16 protein-coding genes are annotated in these 17,339 nt (G+C 60.6%); 6 read left to right on the top strand and 10 right to left on the bottom strand.

Annotation, left to right across the window (positions count from 1 at the left end):
- Window positions 1-771 (top strand): imidazole glycerol phosphate synthase subunit HisF, encoded by a 771-nt coding sequence (gene hisF / locus ACZRMO_RS12665; protein WP_003171107.1) that lies wholly within the window; start codon window positions 1-3, stop codon window positions 769-771.
- 67 nt (window positions 772-838) lie between these two features.
- Window positions 839-1,594, top strand: coding sequence for a substrate-binding periplasmic protein (locus ACZRMO_RS12660; protein ID WP_463973069.1), 756 nt, complete (start codon window positions 839-841; stop codon window positions 1,592-1,594).
- Here ACZRMO_RS12660 and ACZRMO_RS12655 read toward each other — a convergent pair.
- The 6 genes from ACZRMO_RS12655 to gpmI form a co-directional block, all read right to left on the bottom strand.
- On the bottom strand, window positions 1,547-2,836 hold the full coding sequence (locus ACZRMO_RS12655) for a Vps62-related protein (RefSeq protein WP_463973068.1): 1,290 nt from the start codon (window positions 2,834-2,836) through the stop codon (window positions 1,547-1,549). The genes ACZRMO_RS12660 and ACZRMO_RS12655 overlap by 48 nt on opposite strands.
- 88 nt (window positions 2,837-2,924) lie before the next feature.
- Complete coding sequence (locus tag ACZRMO_RS12650; RefSeq protein WP_463973067.1) at window positions 2,925-4,511, bottom strand: serine protease; 1,587 nt, start codon at window positions 4,509-4,511, stop codon at window positions 2,925-2,927.
- Window positions 4,512-4,575: 64 nt separating this feature from the next.
- Window positions 4,576-5,361, bottom strand: coding sequence for a divergent polysaccharide deacetylase family protein (locus ACZRMO_RS12645; protein ID WP_463973066.1), 786 nt, complete (start codon window positions 5,359-5,361; stop codon window positions 4,576-4,578).
- A gap of 1 nt (window position 5,362) precedes the next feature.
- Window positions 5,363-6,670: a S41 family peptidase gene (locus ACZRMO_RS12640; protein WP_463973065.1), complete on the bottom strand. Its 1,308-nt coding sequence runs from the start codon at window positions 6,668-6,670 to the stop codon at window positions 5,363-5,365.
- Between the two features lie 30 nt (window positions 6,671-6,700).
- A complete protein-coding gene (locus tag ACZRMO_RS12635) occupies window positions 6,701-7,996 on the bottom strand; it encodes a murein hydrolase activator EnvC family protein (protein WP_017738359.1) in 1,296 nt (431 codons plus the stop codon).
- Between the two features lie 298 nt (window positions 7,997-8,294).
- A complete protein-coding gene (gene gpmI / locus ACZRMO_RS12630; protein WP_463973064.1) occupies window positions 8,295-9,821 on the bottom strand; it encodes a 2,3-bisphosphoglycerate-independent phosphoglycerate mutase in 1,527 nt (508 codons plus the stop codon).
- 151 nt (window positions 9,822-9,972) lie between these two features.
- Here gpmI and ACZRMO_RS12625 point away from each other — a divergent pair, with 151 nt between their 5' ends.
- The 3 genes from ACZRMO_RS12625 to secB are packed head-to-tail and all read left to right on the top strand — an operon-like array spanning window position 9,973 to window position 11,153.
- Window positions 9,973-10,386 carry a rhodanese-like domain-containing protein gene (locus tag ACZRMO_RS12625; protein ID WP_463973063.1) on the top strand — a complete coding sequence of 138 codons (414 nt, stop codon included), beginning with the start codon at window positions 9,973-9,975 and terminating at the stop codon, window positions 10,384-10,386.
- A 1-nt stretch (window position 10,387) separates the two neighbouring features.
- Entirely contained in the window at window positions 10,388-10,639 is a 252-nt protein-coding gene (gene grxC, locus ACZRMO_RS12620) for a glutaredoxin 3 (RefSeq protein WP_017734847.1), read from the top strand.
- A gap of 34 nt (window positions 10,640-10,673) precedes the next feature.
- A complete protein-coding gene (secB, locus tag ACZRMO_RS12615; RefSeq protein ID WP_003171119.1) occupies window positions 10,674-11,153 on the top strand; it encodes a protein-export chaperone SecB in 480 nt (159 codons plus the stop codon).
- 132 nt (window positions 11,154-11,285) lie between these two features.
- On the opposite strand, the gene ACZRMO_RS12610 is transcribed toward secB, so the two are convergent.
- Window positions 11,286-11,741, bottom strand: coding sequence for a tRNA (cytidine(34)-2'-O)-methyltransferase (locus ACZRMO_RS12610; protein WP_003171120.1), 456 nt, complete (start codon window positions 11,739-11,741; stop codon window positions 11,286-11,288).
- On the opposite strand from ACZRMO_RS12610, the gene ACZRMO_RS12605 reads away from it, so the two are divergent.
- Window positions 11,740-12,180, top strand: coding sequence for a hypothetical protein (locus ACZRMO_RS12605; protein WP_463973062.1), 441 nt, complete (start codon window positions 11,740-11,742; stop codon window positions 12,178-12,180). The genes ACZRMO_RS12610 and ACZRMO_RS12605 overlap by 2 nt on opposite strands.
- Window positions 12,181-12,734: 554 nt before the next feature.
- On the opposite strand, the gene ntrC is transcribed toward ACZRMO_RS12605, so the two are convergent.
- The 3 genes from ntrC to glnA form a co-directional block, all read right to left on the bottom strand.
- Window positions 12,735-14,171 (bottom strand): nitrogen regulation protein NR(I), encoded by a 1,437-nt coding sequence (gene ntrC / locus ACZRMO_RS12600; RefSeq protein WP_463973061.1) that lies wholly within the window; start codon window positions 14,169-14,171, stop codon window positions 12,735-12,737.
- On the bottom strand, window positions 14,168-15,253 hold the full coding sequence (glnL, locus tag ACZRMO_RS12595; RefSeq protein WP_017734850.1) for a nitrogen regulation protein NR(II): 1,086 nt from the start codon (window positions 15,251-15,253) through the stop codon (window positions 14,168-14,170). The genes ntrC and glnL overlap by 4 nt, the downstream gene beginning before the upstream one ends.
- 471 nt (window positions 15,254-15,724) lie before the next feature.
- Window positions 15,725-17,131: a glutamate--ammonia ligase gene (glnA, locus tag ACZRMO_RS12590; RefSeq protein ID WP_124525404.1), complete on the bottom strand. Its 1,407-nt coding sequence runs from the start codon at window positions 17,129-17,131 to the stop codon at window positions 15,725-15,727.
- Between the last annotated feature and the right edge of the window lie 208 nt (window positions 17,132-17,339).

The raw sequence follows: 17,339 nt of genomic DNA, 5'->3' as shown, positions 1-17,339 counted from the left end.
ATGGCGCTGGCCAAACGCATCATCCCTTGCCTGGACGTCGACAACGGTCGCGTGGTCAAGGGCGTCAAGTTCGAGAACATCCGCGACGCCGGTGACCCGGTGGAAATCGCCCGTCGCTACGATGAGCAAGGTGCCGACGAGATTACCTTTCTCGACATCACCGCCAGCGTCGACGGCCGCGACACCACGTTGCACACCGTCGAGCGCATGGCCAGCCAGGTGTTCATCCCGCTGACCGTGGGCGGTGGCGTGCGCACCGTGCAAGACATCCGCAACCTGCTCAATGCCGGCGCGGACAAGGTTTCCATCAACACCGCCGCCGTGTTCAACCCGGAGTTCGTCGGCGAAGCCGCGCAGCACTTCGGCTCGCAATGCATCGTGGTGGCCATCGACGCCAAGAAAGTCTCCGGCCCGGGCGAAACCCCGCGCTGGGAGATCTTCACCCACGGCGGTCGCAAGCCTACCGGCCTCGACGCGGTGGAGTGGGCGATGAAGATGGAAGGCCTGGGCGCCGGTGAAATCCTGCTGACCAGCATGGACCAGGACGGCATGAAAAACGGCTTCGACCTCGGCGTAACCCGTGCCATCAGCGATGCGTTGGGGATTCCGGTGATCGCTTCCGGCGGCGTCGGCAACCTGCAGCATTTGGCCGACGGTGTGATCGAAGGCCATGCCAGCGCGGTGCTGGCGGCGAGTATTTTCCACTTTGGCGAATACACCGTTCCTGAGGCAAAAGCCTACATGGCGGCGCGCGGTATCGTCGTTCGCTAAACGCCGCTGGACACCATGGCAAGTGCGCGGCACTCTCTGCGCTTGCCATGGATTCCGGTATCCCTTCATGTTCAAACAGCTGCTGCTCGCCCTCGCCAGTACGTCCATCCTGTTGACGGGCTCGGCCCGTGCCGAGGAGTCATCCGGCACCGCCCTGGTGCTGCTGACGGAAAACTTCCCGCCCTACAACATGGCGAAAAACGGCAAGAACTTCGCCAAGGAAGACAACATCGAAGGCATCGCCGTGGACATCGTGCGCGAGACCTTCAAGCGAGCCGGCATTTCCTACAACCTCACCCTGCGATTTCCTTGGGAGCGAATCTACAAACTCGCCCTGGAAAAGCCCGGTTATGGCGTATTTGTGATGGCGCGCTTGCCGGATCGTGAAGCGCTATTCAAATGGGTCGGTCCTATCGGCCCGGACGATTGGGTGCTGCTGGCCAAGGCCGACAGCAAGATCCAGTTGGCCGACCTTGAGCATGCCCGTCGCTACAAAGTTGGTGCCTACAAGGGCGACGCCATCGCGCAAACGCTCGAGAAGCAGGGGCTCAGCCCTATCGTCGCCCTGCGTGACCAGGACAATGCGCAAAAGCTGGTGGATGGCCAGATAGACCTTTGGGCCACCGGTGATCCGGCGGGCCGTTATCTGGCCCGCCAGGTCGGGGTGACCCAACTCAAGACGGTGTTGCGCTTCAACAGTGCTCAGTTATACCTGGCACTCAACAAGCAAGTGCCGGATGAAGTGGTCGACAAACTGCAAGCGGCACTCGATCAATTAAGGCAAGAGGGTCTTGTCGATGAGCTCATGGCTCGATACCTCTAGCGGAGGTTGCGCGGGTGTCGGTTCAACGAACGGTTGCTCGCTGGCAGTTGTTTTGTCGCTGGGAAATTCGCTCATGTACATTTTATCGCCGTTGACGTAACTGACACTGCTTGCCAGTTGGCTGCCGTCCTGGCGCAGAAGGCGGTACTCACTCTGAATAACGTAGGCAGCCACGGCTTTTCTTGCCGGAAGGTAAGTGATGATTTCCAAGGGCGACGAATGTAACCAGCCTTTGGAAGATCGTTGGGTGTGAGTGAACGCAGGTTCCAGATTTGCCGAGAAACCCAGCTCGAACAGGCGGGTGCTTACGGGCCAACTGGTCCACAGCGTGACGCGGGATATCGCAGCCAGCGCAAAGGAGTAATCGCCGACTTCACCCTTGACCGTCGTCCACATAGAGGGCCGGTTGGTGTCACTGCTGTTATTGCCAAAACCGGTGAGTACGTAGCGATCGGTGCGTTCCAGACGATAGGTTGGCGAGTTCAGCAGCTGTTCGGTTGCGCTCAGTTCCGGATCTTTCACGCAGAACCATGGGAGTTCACATACCTGGGGGGCGTGGGAGGTTGCTTCCTCCGTAGGACGTTCATAACCGGTAAGCGTAGGTGGGGGCGGTGGTGGCGTCAGCTGCGCGGTGAATGCCATGCGCAGTGCATAGGTCGGCAGATCTGGCTTGGCATAGCGAGCGTTGCCGACAAAGGTCCCAGGCGCCAGGTAGATTTCTCCGGGTAGGGCGTCGGGCACTGTAATTGACCAGGCACTGAAGTCCATGGAAGCACCACTGCCGTAGTCATTCCAGATCAGTGCCCCCGGTTGCGCGCTCACCACCAAGTCGTCCCGCACGCATCGCAGGGCATTGCGCGAAGGTTTCTCATAGCCCACGCCGCACACCAGGCCCATTGCGACGTAGCCCTCAGGCGCCAGCGGTCGCCAGAGGGAGAAGTCGTTCCGTGCGCCTGAGTTCGTATCCTTCCACACCAATTCATAATCGTTCGGCGAACGCAGCGCAGTGCCGCCAGCACCGTTGGCGTCACTGACCACGGCGACGACCTTGCGTTGATTGATATTTCGATAGCTGTCAGTGGCAATGTCACCCATGGGGAAAAACCCAGTCAAGGCATCGGCGGTGGTGCTGGGACGCCATAGGCTGACAGCTTTGTGTGCGCCTGAACCCAGGTCGTTCCACAGCGGTAGATATTCGCTGGTAAAGCTGATGAGTAGGTCTTTGAATTGCAACGTGCTCATGGAGGGGCTCCCGTTTATTGAAGCCCTCACTATCAAGCAAGCCCAGAGCGCAGAGTGGTAGCTATTTAGACGTTGCGCAAACTTGGACTTAGCGCGGCTTGAGCAGGTCAACCCGGAGTGTCGAAGGTTGGTCGGCCTGGTCATAGGCATAGGTGCAAATTTTGTAAGGCGTTTCCCGGGCGGTGATCAACTGCGTGTATTTTTCCAGACCCTTGGAGTCGGAATCGTTCAGCGGGTATACCAAGTCGATTACGTCGCTGTTGTCGTCCTCGTCGTCGAGGGCGGGCGGTATCGATAAATAGCCCGAGGGCCGCAGGCAGTCGGTGGTTGAGGCAGGACCGTATTTATACGTGTAGCGGTTCAAGAACGGGGGCGCGAGGTTCCAGGCTACGGTGTAGGCCAGCAAACCGGCTTTATCCAGATTGATCGAGAGGTCTGGTGTGCGCGCAGGCCCGGGTTCGGCGAGTTCTACGGCAAGTGTCAGGGCATTTTTCATCATGCCGTTGGAGCCTTGCTGATTGAAGGAGTCGAGGCCGACGATGCACAACATGTGCAGGCCGGTTTGTGGGCCGATGGGGTCGTTGATGTGCGCGTTCTGAGCGCTGATGGGCGCGCTGTAGAGTGCCGGGCTTTCGCAGTCGGCAGCGCGGCGCGTGGTTTTGTAGCGGTAAAACGGTGTGTTGGTGGTGAAGGTCAGGTTCCACCGCGGCACGATATCCTTACTTTTAAAGCCTGGCCTCTGCACGAAATACTGTTGGATCGGCTCCGGGTTGGTGAACGTGATGGTGGTGGTCGGGTAGAGGTCGCACTGGTCAGCGTCAGACTGTAATTGACCCTTTACGAAGCAGTGATTCAAAAAGGTAACCGGGCTGCCGTAATTGGTTTCAGCATGCCAGGTGGGCATGCCGTCGTTGATTTCGCACGGTGCATTACGTTGGCATTTACGTTCTTGTGGCTGATCACGGGTGCTGGTGCTGAGAATGCCAAACAGAGTGTTGCTGGCACGGTCCAGCAAGGGGCCGCCAAAACTGCCGTGACCTACACCCTGGCATTGGTTCTTCATGGTGACGCGCCACACGAACGGTTGTTCCACCAATTCGCGGGAGCGCTGCTGGACGCAGGCCGAGAGGTGGAGGGTATCCCACGCGGGTGCCATCAGGGCGAGGATGTCGGTGCCGTCGGCCGGTACCTCTTCGGCCAGTTTCAACGGCTGGATACCGGCTGCAATCAAGGTGCTCAGCGAGGTCTGCAGTTCGATTATTGCCAGGTCGACGCCCTGGCTGCTGCCCCATTTGAGGGTTTTGAGTGGATAAATCTTGATCGTTTCGAGCGTGTCGTCGAAGTAGTTGAAACTGATGCTGCCCTTGATCGGCAGGTCACGTTGTACCGATCCGTTCAGGCGATGCAGGCAATGGCTGCTGGTCACCACGTAGGCCGGGCCTGATTCGCCGTTTTCGCTGCGGGTGTCCAGCAGGCTGGCGGTGCAGAGCGCTTGGGTTTCGTTGCGGATACGGCCAACGCCGTTCCAGTGGCTGTGTTCGCGGCGCGCATTGGTGAGCAGGCGCGCAGGGCTGGCATTGACCAAGCCTTCACCAAAATCGTGGGGGGCGGCGCAGAGTATGCTCGACAGGCTGCTCAGCAGCAGCCAGGAGATAGCCAAGGGGGTGATGTTCATGAAGCGTCCTCTAAGAGTGAGCCAAAGGTTCACTATTCAGGACGGCGTGCGGCGTGAGTGGTGGTTATCTAGGCGCAGGCAGATAAGTTCCGTGTTTGCCATGCCCGGCCATGGCCTGGTTGCTGCGCACGCTGATCATTAGCTTGATATCGATCCAGTCCACACCCTGGGCTTTTAGCTTGGGCAGTTCACGCTCCAGCACAGCCAGGGTCTGGGGGTAGGGATGGCCGATCATCACGGCTGAACCCTGCTTGTGGGCGAGCCTGATTGCGGTCTGCAACTGCGTGGTGATCGCCGCCTCGGTGCGTTCATCATCAAGGAATACATCCCGCGAGACACTCGCCAGGCCAATCTTCTGCGCCTCTGCGGCGGCCACGGTTTGCGCGCTGGTACGGCTGTCGACAAAGAACTTATTGCGCCGTTGCAACTCGGCCATCAACCAGGCCATGGCGCCAGGCTGTGCGGTCATGCGGCTGCCCATATGGTTGTTGATGCCGGCGGTGTAGGGCACGGCCTTGAAAGCGGCGTCCAGGCGCTTGCCGAGTTCTTCGATGGGCAGCTCGGGGTGCCAGGCGAACGGGCCGGTGGCCGGGTCCATGGGCATGTGCAGAATCACGATCTTGCCGGCCTTGTGCGCCTCGCGCGCGAATTCGGCGGCGTGGGGCGTGTCGGGCATGATCGCCGTGGTCACTGGCCCAGGCAGGGCCAGCACGCGACGATCCCGGGGCAGGTTTTGCCCGAGGTCGTCGATGATGAGGGTCAGGTAGGCTTTATGCGTTTCGCTGGCCGGGGCCGCGTGAGCGACTCCGGCCAGGCTGCACAGCACAGCGATGATCAGGGCAAAACGCATATCAACGGCTGCGGGTGATGCTCAAGCCCTTGAGCAGGCTCAGCGCCTGGGCCAGCTGGTAGTCATCGTCCTGCGGCATCGGCTTGGCTTTGGCGGCGCTGCCGGTTGGCTGGTCGGCACCGCCGTTGCCATTGCCCAGGTGACCTTGCAGGTCTGCCTCTTTGTAGTATTCGCTGTCGGCCTCGCTGGTGATCTTGGCCTTGCGCACTTCGATGTCCGGCACGATGCCCTGGGCCTGGATCGAGCGACCGTTCGGCGTGTAGTACAGCGCGGTGGTGATCTTCAACGCACGGTCGTTGTTCAGCGGCAACACGGTTTGCACCGAGCCTTTGCCGAAGCTGGTGGTGCCCATCAGCACGCCGCGCTTCTGGTCTTGCAGGGCGCCGGCGACGATTTCCGACGCCGAGGCGCTGCCGCCGTTGATCAGCACGGCCAATGGCACGTTTTCGCTGAGGTCGTTGCCGGTGGCCGAGAAGCGCAGCTCGGAGTTGGCGATACGGCCCTTGGTGTACACGATCAGGCCCTTGGTGATGAAGTGATCGACCACTTCCACCGCCGCCTGCAACACGCCGCCCGGGTTGTTGCGCAGGTCGAGCACGATGCCGTTGAGCTTCTTGCCGTTGTCCTTGCGCAGCTTGGCCAGGGCCTTGGCCACTTCGTCGCCGGTCTTGACCTGGAACTGGGTGATACGGATGTAGCCGTAGCCCGACTCCAGCAACTGGCTCTTCACGCTCTTGACCACAATGGTCGCGCGGGTCAGCGTCACGTCGAACGGCGTGCCGCCATCGCGCACCAGGGTCAGGGTGATTTTCTGGCCGATCTTGCCGCGCATCTTGTCCACGGCTTCGGTCATGGTCTGGCCACGGGTCGGCTGGCCGTTGATCTTGACGATAAAGTCGCCGGCCTGGATGCCAGCCTTGGACGCCGGGGTGTCATCGATGGGCGAGACCACCTTGACGTTGCCGTCTTCGGAGCCGACTTCAATGCCCAGGCCGCCGAACTCACCGCTGGTGCTTTCCTGCAGCTCGGCGAAATCTTCCGGGCCGAGGTAGGCGGAGTGCGGGTCAAGGTTGCTGAGCATGCCCTTGATGGCATTCTCCAGCAGGGTCTTGTCGTCTACAGGGTCGACATAGGCTGCCTTGATCCGGTCCATCACCTCGGCAAAGGTGCGCAGCTCGTCCAGCGGCAACGGCGCCTTGGTGGTCACTGCGGGTGCAGCCGGTGCGGTCGGTGCGGCGAAAGCCAGAGGCGCGCCGATCACCAGGGCGATGGTCAGGGCCAGCGAAGTGAGGCGGGACAAATGCAGCATGTCGAACGAACTCCTAATGTAGATGCGGCCCTATCCTTGGGAACGGCACCATTGTGCAGGATCGCTCGGGCGACCCTGCTGACGAATAGCGAAGTACAGCGCCGGGGTGTCCTGGCCACCACTGTTACCGACAGTGGAGATGGATTCACCGGCTTTTACAACATCACCTGCCGACTTGAGTAAAGTCTGATTGTGGCCGTAAAGGCTCAAATAGCCATTACCGTGGTCCAAAATCACCAACAAACCGGCGCCCCGCAGCCAATCGGCAAACACCACACGGCCACCGTGGACGGCGTGGACCTGGCTGCCGGAGGAAGCGCTGATCATCACCCCATCCCACTTGGCGCGGGTGTCATCGCCACGGGTTTCACCAAAGCGTGCCAGTAGTCGACCATCAACTGGCCATGGAAGTTTGCCGCGGGCTGATGCAAAAGGGCCGCCGAAGTTCTCGCCGGCGCTGGAAACCAGCGGGCCAGGCGCTGCATGTGCCGGTTTACGCGGTGCCGGCGCGTCCGTGGTGGCTGCCAGCTCGGCCTCACGCTGGCGCTTTTTTTCGGCTTCCTGCTGGGCGATCAGCGCTTTCTGGCGCGCTTCTTCAGCCTCACGTGCCTGGCGGGCCAGGGTTTCTTCGATGGTCTTGAGGACTTTGCCCAGGTCGGCCTGGTCCTGCTCGCGGGCCTGGAGCTTGGCGTCGCGGGCCTTCACGTCGTCATTGAGCTTGGCCAGGGCCTGTTGGCGCTCCTTGCGTACTTGTTCCAACTGATCGCGTTGGGTGTCGAGGGCGGTTTTCTGGTCGAGCAGCTGTGATTGCTGGTCGGCAATTTCCTGTTCGACGTTGGCCAACTGGCGCAGGGTTTCGTTGAAGCCCTTCAGTTGCGCGAGACGCGCTTGGCTCAGGTAATCGTAATAAGTGAGGGTGCGCGCAAATTTTTCCGGGTTCTGCTGGTTCAGCAGCAGCTTGAGGTATTCCTGGCGGCCACTCTGATAAGCGGCGCGGGCCTGGATTGCGATCAGGCGTTGCTGTTCAACGCGTGCGCCCTGGAGTTTTTTTTTCTCAGCGTCGAGTCGCTCCAGTTCCGACTCGCTCTTCTTTAATTCTTTTTGCAGCTCCTGGACCTGCTTCTCCAGCTTGCCCATCTCGGTTTCCGTACCGCGCAGGTCTTTCTGCACCCCGGATTTTTCTTCCTGGAGCTTCCCGAGCAGCTTTTTCAGCTCGGTAATGTCCTGACGCGTAGCGTCCAACTGTTGTTGGGTTTGTGCGCGCTCATCGGCAAACGCCGGTTGGAGCAGGCAGACAAGGGCAAGGGTAATCAAGGCGCGAAGCATAGAGGCGGGCGACACCAGGGGAAAGGGACGGCCTAGTATGCCCGCCAACTGCTGCAAAAAAAACGCCCAATTCGGGCTGGGGGGCAAGATAGGTGCTGAGTGGCGGGGGTATGGCAAAAAGATATCTTCCAAACAGCACAAAACCCCTGTGGGAGCGGGCTTGCTGTGGCGAGGGAGCTTGCTCCCGTTGACTGCGCAGCAGTCTCCGGCTTTTTTGGGGCGCTTCGCACCCCAGCGCAAGCAAGCTTGCTCGCCACAGCAAGCCCGCTCCCACAAGGGAATTGTGGTGTGTTGGAGATCAGACCAGGATCGAAGTACCGGTCATCTCCACCGGCTTCTCCAGCCCCATCAGCTTCAACATGGTTGGCGCCACATCTGCCAGCACGCCACCTTCACGCACTTTCAGATCACGCTTGCCGACGTAGATGAACGGCACCGGCTCGGTGGTGTGGGCGGTGTGGGCCTGGCCGGTGGATTCATCCGACATCTGCTCGCAGTTGCCGTGGTCAGCGGTGATCAGCGCTTCGCCGCCGACTTTTTCCAGCGCCTCGGCGATACGGCCGACGCATTCGTCCAGGCATTCCACGGCCTTGGTCGCGGCGGCAAGGTTGCCGCTGTGGCCGACCATGTCGCCGTTGGCGTAGTTGACCACGATCACGTCATAACGTTGGTGTTCGATGGCATCGACGATCTTGTCGGTGACTTCCGGCGCGCTCATTTCCGGTTGCAGGTCATAGGTGGCGACTTTTGGCGACGGGATCAGGATGCGCTCTTCGCCCGGGAACGGTTCTTCCCGACCGCCGGAGAAGAAGAAGGTCACGTGGGCGTATTTTTCGGTTTCGGCGATGCGCAGCTGGGTCTTGCCGTTTTTCGCCAGGTAGTCGCCCAGTACGTTTTCCAGGCTGCCCGGCGCGAACGCGGCAGGGGCCGGGATGCTGGCGGCGTATTGGGTCAGGCCGACGTAGTGGACTTTCGGCTGGCGCGCGCGTTCGAACTCGCTGAAACCGTCTTCGACAAACACACGGCTCAACTCGCGGGCGCGGTCGGCGCGGAAGTTCATGAAGATCACAGCGTCGCCGTCTTCCACTTTCACCGGCTCGCCGATGGTGGTGGCCTTGACGAATTCATCGCTCTCGCCACGGGCGTAGGCGGCTTCCAGGCCTTCCTGGGCAGTGGCGGCGTTGAATTCGGCCTGGCCGTCGACGATCAGGTTGTAGGCCTGGGACACGCGGTCCCAGCGGTTGTCGCGGTCCATGGCGAAATAGCGACCCACCAGGCTGGCGATGCGTCCTTTGCCCAGGGCGGCAAAGGTGGCGTCCAGCAGTTCGATGGACGATTGCGCGCTTTTCGGCGGGGTGTCACGGCCGTCGAGGAAGGCGTGCAGGTAGATCTTGTCGGCGCCGCGCTTGTAGGCCAGTTCGGCCATGGCGACCAGGTGGTCCTGGTGGCTGTGTACGCCGCCATCGGACAACAGGCCCATGAAGTGCACGGCCTTGCCGGCAGCCACGGCTTTATCGACGGCGGCGCAGATGGTCGGGTTCTCGAAGAACTCGCCATCGCGGATCGCTTTGGTCACGCGAGTGAAGTCCTGATAGACCACTCGTCCGGCGCCGAGATTCATGTGGCCGACTTCCGAGTTGCCCATCTGGCCGTCCGGCAGGCCGACGTCCATGCCGGAGCCGGAGATGAGGCCGTTGGGCATCGTCGCGGTCAGGCGGTCGAGTACGGGCTTCCTGGCCGCGTATACCGCGTTGTCGTGGTGGCTTTCACTGTGTCCGAAGCCATCGAGAATTATCAGGACCAAAGGTTTAGGCGTAGTAGTCATAGATCCTCTCGTGGCGGTAATAAAGGAAGGCGATTGAAAAGGGAGTGGCAGTTTAAAGCGAAGTTCCGACCGCGTCACCGCTTTACGGGGGTTGGCCGCCCCCGACGGCTGTGTATACTTACCGCCATTTTAACGCCCTGGAACCTCCTTGATGGTTGATCACCTGATTGCATTTGCCACTGCCCACTATCTGCTCGTGGGTGCCTTCGTCATCCTGCTGGCGCTGCTGATCGCTCACGAGATGAGCCGTGGTGGCCGCAGCCTGAGCACATCGGAGCTGACCGCGCTGGTCAACAAGGATGAGGCCGTTGTCGTGGACATCCGCCCGGTCAAGGACTTTGCCGCCGGCCATATCGTCGGTGCCCTGAACATTCCACAGGACAAGCTGATCGCACGCCTGGCCGAGCTGGAAAAACACAAGGCCAAGACCATTATCCTGGTCGATGCCCAAGGCCAGCACGCCGGCACCCACGCCCGCGAAATGCTCAAGGCCGGTTTCACCGCCGCCAAACTGTCCGGCGGTATCGGCAGCTGGAAAGCCGATAACCTCCCGCTGGTGAAGTGATATGAGCCAGGTTGTCGTGTATTCCAGCGATTGGTGCCCTTACTGCATGCGGGCCAAGGCCTTGCTGGAGAAAAAGGGCGTTGCCTTCGAAGAAATCAAGGTCGATGGCAAACCCCAGGTGCGTGCCGAAATGGCCCAGAAGGCGGGACGCACGTCCGTGCCGCAGATCTGGATCGGCGCCAAGCACATCGGTGGCTGCGACGACCTGTTTGCCCTGGAGCGCGCCGGCAAGCTGGATGCGCTGCTCGCCTAACCCCTAAAAGACCCCAAGATCACAAGGATCTGCGATGACTGACCAACAGAACACCGAAGCTGCGCAAGACCAAGGCCCACAGTTCTCGCTGCAGCGCATCTACGTGCGTGACCTGTCGTTCGAAGCGCCGAAAAGCCCGGCGATCTTCCGTCAGGAATGGACCCCAAGCGTTGCGCTGGACCTGAACACCCGTCAGAAGGCACTGGAAGGCGACTTCCATGAAGTCGTGCTGACCCTGTCGGTGACCGTGAAGAACGGCGAAGAAGTCGCTTTCATCGCTGAAGTGCAACAGGCCGGTATCTTCCTGATCCAGGGCCTGGACGAAGCGTCCATGAGCCACACCCTGGGCGCGTTCTGCCCGAACATCCTGTTCCCGTATGCCCGTGAGACCCTGGACAGCCTGGTCACCCGTGGCTCGTTCCCAGCGCTGATGCTGGCACCGGTGAACTTCGATGCCCTGTACGCGCAAGAGCTGCAGCGCATGCAACAGGAAGGTTCGTCGACTGTTCAGTAAGCGGTTCTGAACAGCGACACCGATCAAATGTGGGAGCGGGCTTGCTCGCGAATGCGGTATGTCAGTCGATATCTTCAGTGACTGGCACGCCGCTTTCGCGAGCAAGCCCGCTCCCACATTTTGTTTTGTGTATTACTTGAAACCCAGTTGACGCCAACCTTCATAGACGGCGACCGCTACGGTGTTGGACAGGTTCAAGCTGCGGCACCCTTCACGCATCGGCAATCGCAAGCGATGGCCATCGGGCAGGGCATCCAGCACCTCAGCCGGCAGGCCGCGACTCTCGGGGCCAAACAGGAAGGCGTCGCCTTCGGCAAAGCTGGCATCATGAAACGGTCGCGAGCCCTTGGTGGTAAACGCGAACAGCCGTGGGTGCCCCAGGCTTTCCAGGCAACTGGCCAGGTCGGCGTGGCGCTTGAGCGTGGCGTACTCGTGGTAGTCCAGCCCGGCGCGGCGCAGGCGCTTGTCGTCCATGTCGAAGCCCAAAGGCTCGATCAAATGCAGGTGGCAGCCACTGTTGGCGCACAGCCTGATAACGTTGCCGGTATTCGGCGGAATTTCTGGTTGAAAAAGGATGACGTGAAACATGCACGGCTCCGAAGGTAAAGATGCGCTGCATTCTACCCCCGAAGAGGACCCAAGACCGAAGCTAATGCCGAGGGTGATGGGCTCTTTGGCGATTGTCGGCTTGATGGTGGGGCTGATGATCGGTCGCCTGACCACTTCAGACCCGGTGGAGCTGCAACAGGTTGAAACGGCGGCGGACGGCGTGGTGGTGTGGTTCAACAGCGAACCCAAACTGCACGGCGAGCATATCGACGGCACCGTGGCGCTGCTGTTCGACGCCCAGGGCAAGGCCGCCAGTGGGCAACTCAAGGTCAATGACAAGGATGTGAATTGGCGCATCCGCAAGACCGATGGCGGCCTGCTGCTGAACCTGGTGGCGGCTCGGCCGTTGCGCGGGGAGTGGAAGGGCGAGAAGGCCGAAGGCCGCTGGCGGTTGGAGATCCATCTCCAGGAGCAATAAAAGAGGGAGTTCCCGGCCTGCCTGTACCAGGGCTCCCAAAACGGGCTGAAGCCGCAAGGGCTTCGGTGTTAAAGAGGGAATCCCCGGCCTGCCTGTACCAAGGTTCCCCAAAGCGGTGTGGAGCGCGACGCGGTTCGCATCAAGCACCCCGGGTGTAAAGAGGGGATTCTCGGCCTGCCTGTACCAAGGTCCCCGAAACTGGGTTGTACAAGGGTTACTGCAGGGCGCGTGCCAGAGTGGCCAGGTTGTGCAAAAAACTTTTCACAGAAAGCGCAAAGCCCCGGAATACGGGGCTTTGGTGTTTTCGGGCTTCGAAGAGTGTTCAATCAGGCCGATATTCCAGGCCTTGAGTCGGTGCCCGATGCCGGTTCACGGTGCATTCAAGCGGTGCACAGTCTCCGAACCTTGTGCGGAACCAAATGTGGGAGCGGGCTTGCTCGCGAAAGCGGTGGGTCAGACAGAACATCTGTGCCTGATACACCGCATTCGCGAGCAAGCCCGCTCCCACACAAGCCAGCTCCCACATTGGATTTTCGGTGGAGGTTAGAGAGATGTCAGGTGTCATCGCCCTCGTCATCATCGCCACCGTCGACCTTCATCCCCAACTCCTTGATCTTGCGCGTCAGGGTATTACGCCCCCAACCCAGCAACACCGCCGCATCGCGACGGCGACCAGCGGTGTGCTTCAAGGCCGTCTCGATCATGATCCGCTCAAACGCCGGCACGGCGCTGTCCAGCAGGTTCGACTGGCCGCGAGCCAGCGCCTGGTCGGCCCATTGGCGCAGCGCCTGCTCCCAGTTGGTCACTGGCGCCGAGTCCTGCGGCAGGCTCAACAGCTCCGGCGGCAGGTCGCTGATATGCACTTCGCGCCCGGACGCCATCACGGTGATCCAGCGGCAGGTGTTCTCCAGCTGGCGCACGTTGCCCGGCCATGGCAGGTTCTTCAGGTACTCCTCGGTCTCGCTTTTCAGCAGCTTCGGCTCCACGGCCAGCTCCTGGGCAGCGCGGCTGAGGAAGTGGCGGGCCAGGGTCGGGATGTCTTCGCGACGATCCGACATGCGCGGGATGTGGATGCGGATCACGTTAAGGCGGTGGAACAAGTCCTCACGGAACTTGCCCGCGTGCACCAGGGTTTCCAGGTTCTGGTGGGTCGCCGCGATGATGCGCACGTCGACCTTGACCGGTGTGTGCCCGCCGACCCGATAGAACTCGCCGTCCGCCAGTACGCGCAACAGGCGGGTCTGGGTGTCGGCCGGCATGTCGCCGATTTCGTCGAGGAACAACGTGCCGCCGTCGGCCTGTTCAAAGCGCCCGCGCCGCAGGTTGGCTGCGCCGGTGAACGCGCCTTTTTCGTGGCCGAACAGCTCGGATTCCATCAAGTCCTTGGGAATCGCCGCCATGTTCAGCGCGATAAACGGCGAAGCCGCCCGGGGGCTGTGACGGTGCAGGGCGTGGGCCACCAGCTCTTTACCGGTACCGGACTCGCCGTTGATCAGCACGGTGATGTTGGAATGGCTCAAGCGCCCAATGGCGCGAAACACTTCCTGCATCGCCGGCGCTTCGCCGATGATTTCCGGGGTGCGGGTCAGGGCCGGTGGGGCTTCCTGGCTTTGCTGTTCCTGGGCGTGCTGGTTGGCGCGCTTGACCAGCGCCACCGCCTCGTCCACATCGAACGGCTTGGGCAGGTATTCAAACGCGCCGCCTTGGTAGGACGCGACAGCGCTGTCCAGGTCCGAGTGCGCCGTCATGATGATCACCGGCAGGCGCGGGTGCTGCTCGCGAATGCGTGCCAGCAGGTCCAGGCCACTGGCACCGGGCATGCGGATGTCGGAGATGATCACGTCGGGCTGCTGGCGTGCCAGGCGGCTCATCACGCCGTCGGCGCTGTCGAAGCTCTGGGTGGTCATGCCTTCCTGTTGCAAGGCTTTCTCGAGGACCCAGCGGATAGAACGGTCGTCATCGACGATCCAGACAGTTTCACTACGGCTCATGTCGATGGGGCTCCTTGTTCCAGAGGCAGAAAGATCGAGAACGTGGTGTGGCCAGGATGGCTCTCACATTCGATCAGACCCTGGTGCTGGCTGATGATGTTCTGGGTAATGGCCAGGCCCAGCCCGGTACCGTCCGGGCGGCCGCTGACCATGGGAAAGAAGATGGTTTCCTGAAGTTCCGCAGGAATGCCCGGACCGTTGTCGATGATCTCGACCTTGGTCACCAGGCGATGGCGCACGTGGCCGATGGTGAACTGGCGCAGGGCGCGGGTGCGCAGGCTGATGCGGCCCAGGCGCAGCTCGTTCTGGCTGCTGATGGCTTGCATGGCGTTGCGCACGATATTGAGCACCGCCTGGATCATCTGCTCGCGGTCGATCAATACATCGGGAATGCTTGGGTCATAGTCGCGCACCAAGGTGATGCAGCCCTGGCTTTCGGCCTCGACCAACTGGCAGACGCGCTCCAGTACTTCGTGCACATTGGTCATCGCCAGCGACGGCAGCTTGTTGGAGCCGAGCATGCGGTCCACCAGGTTACGCAGGCGGTCGGCCTCTTCGATGATGACGTTGGTGTAGTCCTTGAGGTTCTCGTCGGGCAGCTCGCGGGCCAGCAGCTGCGCGGCGCCGCGAATGCCGCCGAGCGGGTTCTTGATCTCATGGGCCAGGCCGCGCACCAGCATCTTGCTGGTCTCCTGCTTGGACAGCTGCGCTTCCTCCTTGGTGATGCGCAGCAGGCGGTCGCGGGGGTGCACTTCGAGCAGCAGCAGGGTCGTGCCGTTGCTGAGGATCGGGGTCACGGCGTAATCGACGGTCAGCGTCTGGCCGGTGAGGGCGGTGAGCATCGCTTCACGCTTGGTAAACGGGTGTGCCTGCTCTACCGCCTGGCGCAACGAGCTCAAGGCTTCGGCCGACTCGGTGAACAATTCGCTGATGAACTGCCCATGGCTGCGCTGGCCGCTGATGGCCAGGAGCATCTCCGCCGCCGGGTTCATGTACTCAAGACGCAGGTCGTCATTGAGCAGGATGGTCGCGGTGGTCAGGTTGTCGAGTAGCAAACGGTGCAGTGCATCGCTGATGGTCATCAGGACCTCTTTTGGAGCAAGGCGCGGGCTTGAGGCACACGCTGATACAAGGAAAATGCAAAAACCAAACCAAGGCTCCGAAAAGAAGCGTAAATGCCCTGGAATGGGGGTTTAGGGCGCGAATCTGTGGCGTTCTGCCAGCTTGCCCGGGAAGTTTCGAACCAAAATGGGCTGGCCGGTGGGAAGGGTGCAGTCTGCCGCACCAATATAGTGCGGTTTTGTGAAGCTTGTTCAGGAAGCTATAAATTCACTGGATGTACACAAATCAACTGTGGGAGCGGGCTTGCTCGCGAAGGCGGTGTGTCAGTCACCACATCTGATGCTGATCCACCGCATTCGCGAGCAAGCCCGCTCCCACATGTTTAATTGGATTCGCAGATTGGGTGCGGCGTAAGCCCAAAATCTTGGGCAAAAAAAAGACCTCCCGAAGGAGGCCTTTTTTGTCACGCCACGTTAAGCAGCGCTACCGGATCAGCAGCTGTAGTACAGCTCGTATTCCAGTGGGTGTACGAAGGTGCGGACCTTGATTTCTTCTTCGCTTTTCAGGGCGATGTAGGCATCGATAAAGTCGTCGCTGAACACGCCGCCTTTGGTCAGGAACGCACGGCCCTTGTCCAGCTCTTCCAGGGCTTCTTTCAGGCTGCCGCACACTTGTGGGATCTCTTTGGCCTCTTCAGGCGGCAGGTCGTACAAGTTTTTGTCGGCGGCGTCGCCAGGGTGGATCTTGTTCTGGATACCGTCCAGGCCAGCCATCAGCAGTGCTGCGAAAGCCAGGTATGGGTTGGCAGCCGGGTCCGGGAAACGTGCTTCGATACGACGGCCACGTGGGCTGTTGACGTAAGGAATACGGATCGAAGCGGAACGGTTGCGAGCCGAGTAGGCCAGCATGACCGGGGCTTCGAAGCCTGGTACCAGGCGCTTGTAGGAGTTGGTCGCCGGGTTGGTGAAGCCGTTCAGGGCCTTACCGTGCTTGATGATACCGCCGATGAAGTACAGGGCAGTTTCCGACAGGCCGGCATAACCTTCGCCAGCGAAGGTGTTCTTGCCATCTTTGGCGATGGACATGTGAACGTGCATACCCGAACCGTTATCGCCGTACAGCGGCTTCGGCATAAAGGTCGCGGTGCGGCCGTAGGCGTCAGCAACGTTGTGGACAACGTATTTCAGGGTTTGAACTTCGTCGGCTTTCTTCACCAGGGTGTTGAACTTGACGCCGATTTCGTTCTGGCCAGCAGTTGCCACTTCGTGGTGGTGAACTTCAACGACCTGACCCATTTCTTCCAGTGCGTTGCACATGGAGGTACGGATTTCGTGGTCGTGGTCGAACGGAGGTACTGGGAAGTAGCCGCCTTTGACGCCTGGACGGTGGCCTTTGTTGCCGCCTTCGATGTCTTGGTCGGACATCCACGAGCCTTGCTCGGAGAAGATCTTGAACATCGAACCGGAGATGTCGGACTTGAACTTCACTTCGTCGAAGATGAAGAACTCAGGCTCAGGACCGCAGAAAACGGTGTCACCGATACCGGTGGTCTTCAGGTATTCCTCGGCACGGTGGGCGATGGCGCGCGGGTCGCGATCGTAGCCTTGCATGGTCGAAGGTTCGATGATGTCGCAGACCAGGATCAGGGTTGGCTCTTCGGTGAACGGGTCCAGAACGGCAGAGTCGTCGTCCGGCAGCAGGATCATGTCGGAGGCTTCGATGCCTTTCCAGCCAGCGATGGAGGAACCGTCGAACATCTTGCCGACTTCGAAGAAGTCGTCTTCCAGCGCGTCACGAGCCGGCATGGTCACGTGGTGCTGAGTGCCTTTGGTGTCCGTGAAGCGCAGATCAATCCATTTAACGTCATGATCTTTGATGAGTTGAACCGACTTCGACATAGTGTCCTCCGGGTGGCTTCGGGCTGGGGTAGTGGAGTTAGCCCTTAGAATGTGGGTGATGCCGGCGCGGATAGTCCGCCATGGCAACCTGCCTCACAAGAGAGCAAATTGCATGCCAGTGCGCCAACATGGGTTTTTTGGTCCAAAAACGCCCCTATAAAGGTGCAATGCGACAAAAGCCCGGAAATGGCGCACCGCAATGTTGCGT

It is taken from the genome of Pseudomonas sp. B611 (genome assembly GCF_055407965.1).
This window is presented reverse-complemented; position numbering and strand designations above follow the sequence as displayed.